The organism is Candidatus Zixiibacteriota bacterium (assembly GCA_021159005.1).
GTDB lineage: Bacteria > Zixibacteria > MSB-5A5 > UBA10806 > 4484-95 > JAGGSN01.
Genome location: JAGGSN010000194.1, coordinates 1 through 7176, shown reverse-complemented (window position 1 = coordinate 7176; position 7176 = coordinate 1). Strand labels below are relative to the sequence as shown.

Annotated in this window: 4 protein-coding genes; 2 read left to right on the top strand and 2 right to left on the bottom strand. The window is 40.1% G+C overall.

The features are described 5' to 3' along the window. Positions 1–288: 288 nt before the first annotated feature. Complete coding sequence (locus J7K40_12250; GenBank protein MCD6163166.1) at positions 289–1230, bottom strand: hypothetical protein; 942 nt, start codon at positions 1228–1230, stop codon at positions 289–291. A 211-nt stretch (positions 1231–1441) separates the two neighbouring features. Here J7K40_12250 and J7K40_12245 point away from each other — a divergent pair, with 211 nt between their 5' ends. Further along, complete coding sequence (locus J7K40_12245; GenBank protein ID MCD6163165.1) at positions 1442–3094, top strand: serine/threonine protein kinase; 1653 nt, start codon at positions 1442–1444, stop codon at positions 3092–3094. 126 nt (positions 3095–3220) lie between these two features. Here the strand turns inward: J7K40_12245 and J7K40_12240 are convergent, their stop codons facing one another. Continuing rightward, complete coding sequence (locus J7K40_12240; GenBank protein MCD6163164.1) at positions 3221–4111, bottom strand: hypothetical protein; 891 nt, start codon at positions 4109–4111, stop codon at positions 3221–3223. A 217-nt stretch (positions 4112–4328) separates the two neighbouring features. Between J7K40_12240 and J7K40_12235 the strand changes: the two genes are divergently transcribed. After that, the gene (locus tag J7K40_12235) at positions 4329–6014 is read left to right on the top strand and encodes a glutamine--tRNA ligase/YqeY domain fusion protein (protein ID MCD6163163.1); all 1686 of its coding nucleotides are present in this window, start codon (positions 4329–4331) and stop codon (positions 6012–6014) included. Positions 6015–7176: the final 1162 nt, after the last annotated feature.

Here is a 7176-nt window from a genome sequence, read left to right as displayed (position 1 = left end):
TGCTGCATATCAACAAAACTGTTTATCAAATTATGCGTTAACTGTCAAAGCCGGGGTATATCATATCAACAATGCAATAAAATTCACTGATATATCTGTGGTGTTTTTCTGTATTATCTCTTTCCTGCAGTCAAAATCTCAAGCCCGTTGTAAACTCACGTTTTATAGTTTATACATACGCGTTTTCAGAGTATTTTAATAAGGAAGTAGCAGAACTATTCTCTCTATCAAAAAATACTTCTAATGAAAAATTGATAACATTTTTTCAGGATTTAACGCTTACAATCTCTATCTCCGGCCCGGCATAGGTCCCTGGTTGTAAAAGAAACTGCCCCCAAGATAATCCTTCTCCTGATACTTTACGCAGCCGCCAAGCTCGACATAATCGATGAGATATCCTAAACCAACCCGGAACATTCTCTCTGTCCTGTAATCGCCAAACAGTCTGAACTTTCCTGATTTTCTTAGCTCTATTCTAAACATTGCTTCTATCTGGTCAAAGTCATCCTTTTCCTGGTAATATGCATCAATAGAAAAAGCCAGTTTCCGCTGAGCCGTAAAAAACGCCGCGCCGAGTGTGTAATATCTTTCAAGCTGAACATCGCCGATTTTCGGACGAGTAATATCATCAACGACCAAGCCAAGGGAAATCCTGTTGTCGGGACGATACATGAAGCCGGTTTTCCATATCTTTTTCTTGCTGTAAATATCCGAACCACCAAACCAGGCATAGGATAATCCCCAGTAAAAATTGGGCATCATCTGTCTACCGCTGGCAAAAAGGTATTTCCGACGCGATATGCTTTCATCCGGATGCAGGCTGGTTGTATGCTTTAGCCATTGTACGGATATTAATGACCCTCTGGTTGTCAGCATAAGGCCGTCATCGCCTTTAAATGTTGAGTCTGTGAAAGAGTGAATATAGCAAAATCCCATCGCATATTTGGGCGCTAAGCCAGCCGGATTGACAAAACCGGCTATTATGTTGTCGACAGTGGCGACTGATTCAGAGCATAGAGGCATATCAGAATCGACCCTAGGCTGAGCCAGACTTACGCTGAGAAGGATTATTGTAATCAAGACGTTCATTGCGACTCCATTTTTAATGGCTATATATAGCGTAGTTTGAAGTTTGTGGCAAGCGATTTTCGCAAACATATCAGGTTGTAGATAGTACGAGTTTTTTATCACTAACAAGCCTTTGGCAATAAGCGGAATGAAAAATTCCATATAGTTCGAAATCTTAGCCGCTAAATAATATACAACAATATTATCTATGGATTTTATTAACGCATGTTGCGGCTAACAATAAACTCTTTTGGCTGATTTCTAATTAATGTTAATTAATCTGCCGATATATTATTAAAGCAGATTAATAACCATTTTTAATGGCGGTTAATTTTGTTTAGTTTATAACTGTAAATAATTTTAGCACGGTAACATGGAAAAAACCTCAATAGCTAAAAGAAAAATAGCCAACTTTGAAATTCACGAATTAATCGGCTCTGGCGGAATGGCTAATATATACAAAGGCGTCCAATTATCGTTGGCTAGACCGGTAGCCATAAAACTTTTACATCAACATCTTACGATAAACAAAGATTTTGTAGTCCGGTTTGAGAATGAGGCTAAACAGGCTGCTCAATTGGCTCATCCAAACATAGTTGCAATAATAGATTTTGGCCATCATGAGGATGAATACTTCATTGCAATGGAATATATCGACGGCCAAAACTTAAAGGAAATAATGACGCGCGTTAAAAGGCTTCCCTTAGAGGTTGCGCTGCTGACAGCAAGGGAGGTTGCTAACGGCTTAAAATATGCCCATAGCAGCGGCTTAATTCACAGGGATATTAAGCCAGCTAATATTATGCTATCAAGTGATGGCCGAGTTGTAATTACCGATTTTGGCATCGCCAAAACCCATAATGATTTGTCGATTACTCAAACCGGCCAGACAATCGGTTCGCCGGCATATATGTCGCCCGAACAGGCTGCCGGCAGACCTATAGACAATCGCTGCGATATCTTCTCGCTGGGAATAGTGCTTTATGAAATCATCACCGGCGAAAGACCATTTAAAGGCGACACATACCAGGAAATGGTAACCAGTATAATTTCAGAAAACCCAGTTCCTTCAAGCGAATTGCGCGTTGATGTTAATGAAGAAATTGAAGAAATTATTCATAAGGCGATTACCAAAGATATAGAAAGCCGTTGTCAGGATGCCAATGAGTTAGTTGAGCGTATTAGCGGCCAATTGGAAACCTTTATTATCCCATCGCAGGAGAAGTTGATTTCAGATTATCTGAAAAACCCTATTCGAACTACCGAAAAACTCAGAACAGACAGGATATCCAAACATACGGAATCTGCTTTGTATCTTTTAAATCTCGGCCATGGTCGTATAGAAGACGCCATTAAAGAATTTGAAAGCGTTTTACGGTTTGATAAAAACAATAAGCTTGCTAAAGAACAATTAGATAAATTAAAAGCCAGTCAAAAAGATTATAAAGCAGCACAACCTCCCAAAAAAAGAAATCTATTTCTATTGCTTTTAGCGATAATAAGCCCGATTGTGCTGGGCGCTTTTTTGTTTAGGTTTGTCTCCGGCGATAGTAAATCGGATAAAAGCGAGTTTTATTCGGGAATATCAGAAACCGACAGTATAACTGCAAAGATTATTACACCGCCTGTTATAGAGGAATTTACAGTTCCTGTCGATGATATCGCCACAGTACCTTTGCCTCCAACTAAAAAGCCGCCACCAACTAAAGGAAAAACAACTGTCAATAAAGTAAAATCTAAACCTAAAGCGAAAAAGAAAACAACGCCCAAAAAGACCAGTGCTTATAATTATCCAAAACAGAATATTAGAGAATACGGTTTTCTGAAAATCTCCTCAAAACCGAAAGCTGCTTTCTCGGTGGACAATGTAAAATACGGCAAAACAGGCGGCCCAAAAGTAAAGCTTCCGCCCGGGAAACATACTATAATTATTGAGGCCAAAGGATACAAAACCACTAAAAAACGTATCTATACGGAAAAGAATGAAAGCGAAACAATATCAGTCAAGCTTAAACCGGATAAATAAACCCTGATTTTACAATTGAAAATATCTTTATGAATCAGAATGGAAGCCAGCCTTAACGGACGACCTCCTGACATTTTCAGCTCACTAAGCAGGAATCGTTCGTTTTAGATGGATTCTAATGCGGCGTTATTTCTTATTATACTGTAAAAGCTTTTCTTTTACTCTATTTATATCATCGCGGTAAATCAAGGGGGCGGTTTTAACAAACTCCTCGAAATAAACTTTTGCCATACCCGAATCGCCGTATAATTCATATACATTGCCTATCTGAAGCTTAGCGGGAGAATAATCAGGATCGACAGACAGCGTTTTCATAAAATTGTCCATTGCCTCATCACTGGCGCCCGATTCAAACATGATAATGCCGATATTGTAAAATAACTCCGGCGACCGTAAACCCGCTTCGACAGCCTTATTAAAGTAATAAGAAGCCGAATCATCATAACCAAGCATTCCCCAGTCGATGCCGATATTCATATATGCCTGAGGATATACTTCGCCATAATCAAAAGCGGCGTTGTAATATTTTATTGCCAATTGCAGGCTGTCGAGATAATCGCAAGTTACTCCCATATCATAATAAGTTCCGGCAGAATCAATTGTTGTTTTTAAAGCCCGTCTGAAACAATACAGCATTTTATCATAATTGCCAAAAATCTCATAAATATAACCCTGATTGCGCCAAGCATCGTAATAATTAGAATCACATTCCACCGTTTTTGAGTAATACCTTTGCGCGGAGGGAATATTGCCATAAAGGTCGTAATATAGTCCCCATAGATAAAAGTACTTTGCATTACATGAATCGACATCAAAAGTTTCCATAATCTTTTGAGTTTGAAGAAGATATTTTTTTGCTTCTTTGAAATTCTCCTGGCTTAAAAAGATATCTGCCAGTTCCAAACGCGGCTGGATATCATCAGGATTGCTTACAGTCTGTGTCTCAAGTTTTGAAATACTAACGGGATCGTTGTAATTACCGGCGATGATTATAAGAAGGATTATTAACAGTTTCATATTTTATTTATCGGCAATAATTGCGCCTTAATGAAAAACATACAATTCAAGTTAACACATAGGATTATATTTTTATTTTGCCGGTTTATTGCGCACACTTATATTTGACTTATCTGAAACAGGAATGTACATTTACGCTATAAAAGTTCGTAGTGCAGTGCTAATTGAAATTTAGACTATTTGCTGCTAATGGAATAATAGAAAGGAAGCCTAAAAAATGGCAGATAATGAATCATCAGCAACCTCAAATTTCATCAAGGATATTATCAACGAAGATATAAAAGCAAACAAGAATGAGGGGCGGGTTCATACCCGTTTTCCACCGGAGCCAAATGGTTATCTTCACATAGGGCACGCCAAAGCGATCTGTCTCGATTTCGGTATCGCCGCCGAGTATGGCGGTTTATGCAACCTGCGTTTTGATGATACCAATCCCAGCAAAGAAGATGTTGAATATGTCGATTCAATCATGGAGGATATTCGCTGGTTGGGTTTCGACTGGGATGATAGGCTGTATTATGCCTCTGATTATTTCGATAAATTATATAACTATGCCGTTCAGTTAATCAAAAACGGTAAAGCCTATGTTTGTCAATTAAACGCCGATGAAATCAGGGAACATCGCGGCACTTTAACCGAACCGGGCAAAAACAGCCCCTACCGGGACCGCTCTATTGATGAAAGTCTGGCTTTATTCGAACGTATGAAAGCCGGTGAATTTGAGGATGGTTCCTGTACGCTTCGGGCTAAAATCGATATGGCATCAGGCAACCTGAATATGCGCGACCCCGTAATTTATCGAATACAAAAAGCCGCGCACCATCGCACAGGCGACAAGTGGTGCATCTATCCGATGTATGACTTTACTCACTGCCTTTCGGATTCCATTGAAGGCATAACTCATTCTCTTTGCGATTTGGGTTTTGAAGACCATCGGCCATTATACGATTGGTTCCTTGAACAATTAAACGTACACCATCCCCAGCAAATCGAGTTTGCTCGACTTAATCTTACTTATACAATTCTAAGCAAGCGCCTGCTTATACAATTGGTTCGGAAAGGGCGTGTTGATAATTGGGATGACCCGCGTCTGCCAACGATATCTGGTTTACGGCGGCGCGGTTACACACCCGAATCGATTCGAGCTTTTGCCGAACGTATCGGCGTAGCCAAACGCGACAGTATGGTTGATACATCCCTGCTCGAAAACAGCATCCGAGATGATTTGAATAAACAAGCGCAGCGAGTTATGGCGGTTCTCAATCCGGTTAAGGTAATAATCGACAACTATCCCGAAAGCCAGGTTGAAGAGTTGGAGGCTGTCAACAATCCCGAGGACTCTGAGGCCGGTACGCGTTTGGTGCCATTTTCGCGTGAGTTATATATCGAGCAGGATGATTTCCTTGAGGACCCGCCGAAAAAGTTCTTCCGTCTTGCTCCCGGTAGAGAGGTAAGACTCAAGCATGCTTATTTTATTAAATGCGAACGAGTTGTTAAGAATGAAAAAACAGGCAAGGTAATCGAACTTCACTGTACCTACGACCCGGCTTCACGCGGCGGCGCCTCGCCGGATGGCCGCAAAGTTAAGGGTACCCTGCAATGGGTTTCAGCGAAACATGCGGTTGATGCTGAAGTGCGCCTGTATGACTATCTTTTTACCAAAGAAAACCCGCTTGAGGATGAGGATTTCACAGTTAATTTGAATCCGAGTTCGCTGAAGATATTGAAATCCTGCAAGGTGGAACCCTCTCTTGCAAAGGCTAAACCGGGCAGCCGTTATCAATTTATAAGACATGGTTATTTCTGCGTAGATTCGAAGGATTCAATTCCGGACGCGCTGGTTTTCAATCGTACGGTTGGTTTACGAGATACCTGGGCTAAGATTCAAAAAAAGAGGAAGTAATAAGTTGTGTTCGGGTTGAGTTGTAGTTTAATATATTAAGCCCTCATGCTGTTGGCAAAATAACATCTTGTTTTAGGGTGATGTATGCCGCCGCGCGTAGGTGCATATTGCATACGTCCTCTTGTTGCCAGGCAGCGCTTGGCAACAAGAGCGGCTTTGTTGTTATGATAAAAACTTAGCGTGGTGGGACATCCATCTGAAGCAGACGACCCTACGCGTTAATTCAACATCGTTATAAAAGCTTATGAACAATACGGACTAAACATTATCTGGCAACCGCCATTTTTAAAACTATGCACGAGATTTTACAATATATATGAAATGGTTTGCGCATTATTTTTATAAAATAAAACTTTATTTAACCAATTGTCATTTTTTACAAGATTCTTATTGATAATTACGTAAAATATCTTTACTTATATAGAGTTTATATTATAATTATGCTTAACTATCGGTTGGGGTTTGGGCATGTTTATTGCATATCAGTCAATTGGTTTAGGGTTAATTTAGATTTTGGGAGCGGTGTTGCTGATTTTAATCAGTAACCCTGAATGATTCGGGGAATCCCCCTCCGCCGCTCCCATATTTTATTTTATGAAACCTGCCCGATGCAGGCGGGGAAGTGAAAGGTTAAAATGATTAGCATTAATGATGATAATATTAACAAGCCAAGACCAATTATATTATATGTGTTCGCCTTACTTGGTTTGTTAGCCGCAATCTTATTGATACCAAAGTAGAATTTCTGTAATATATATCTATATTTCTATGCAAACGGGAATCATGTTAGGGCAATGTCATGTCTTAGGCTTGGGATGTTTACCGTTTATAAAAATATATTTTCACTACTGTCCAGTCTTTTCGATTTAGTTCTCCAATAATATATAGTAAAGCGAAACTTTCTTGAATTATAATCTAAGCAGCAGCAAGATGCTGGACGATTCCAGTAAACATCGGCACTTCATCTTTTGTTTTGTTAAATATTTCGGGATAAGATTTTAGAAATTGATTTTAATTCGATGATTACCTATTTGCGTCATTCCCCCGCCGCGGCGGGGGAATCCAGGAAGCTGTATGTTAAACCAAAGGTGGATAGTAAAAATACCATGCCCCGTGTCCGCAGACAGGCGGGCGCCGGCAGGCAGGAGGTGTCGGCATGACC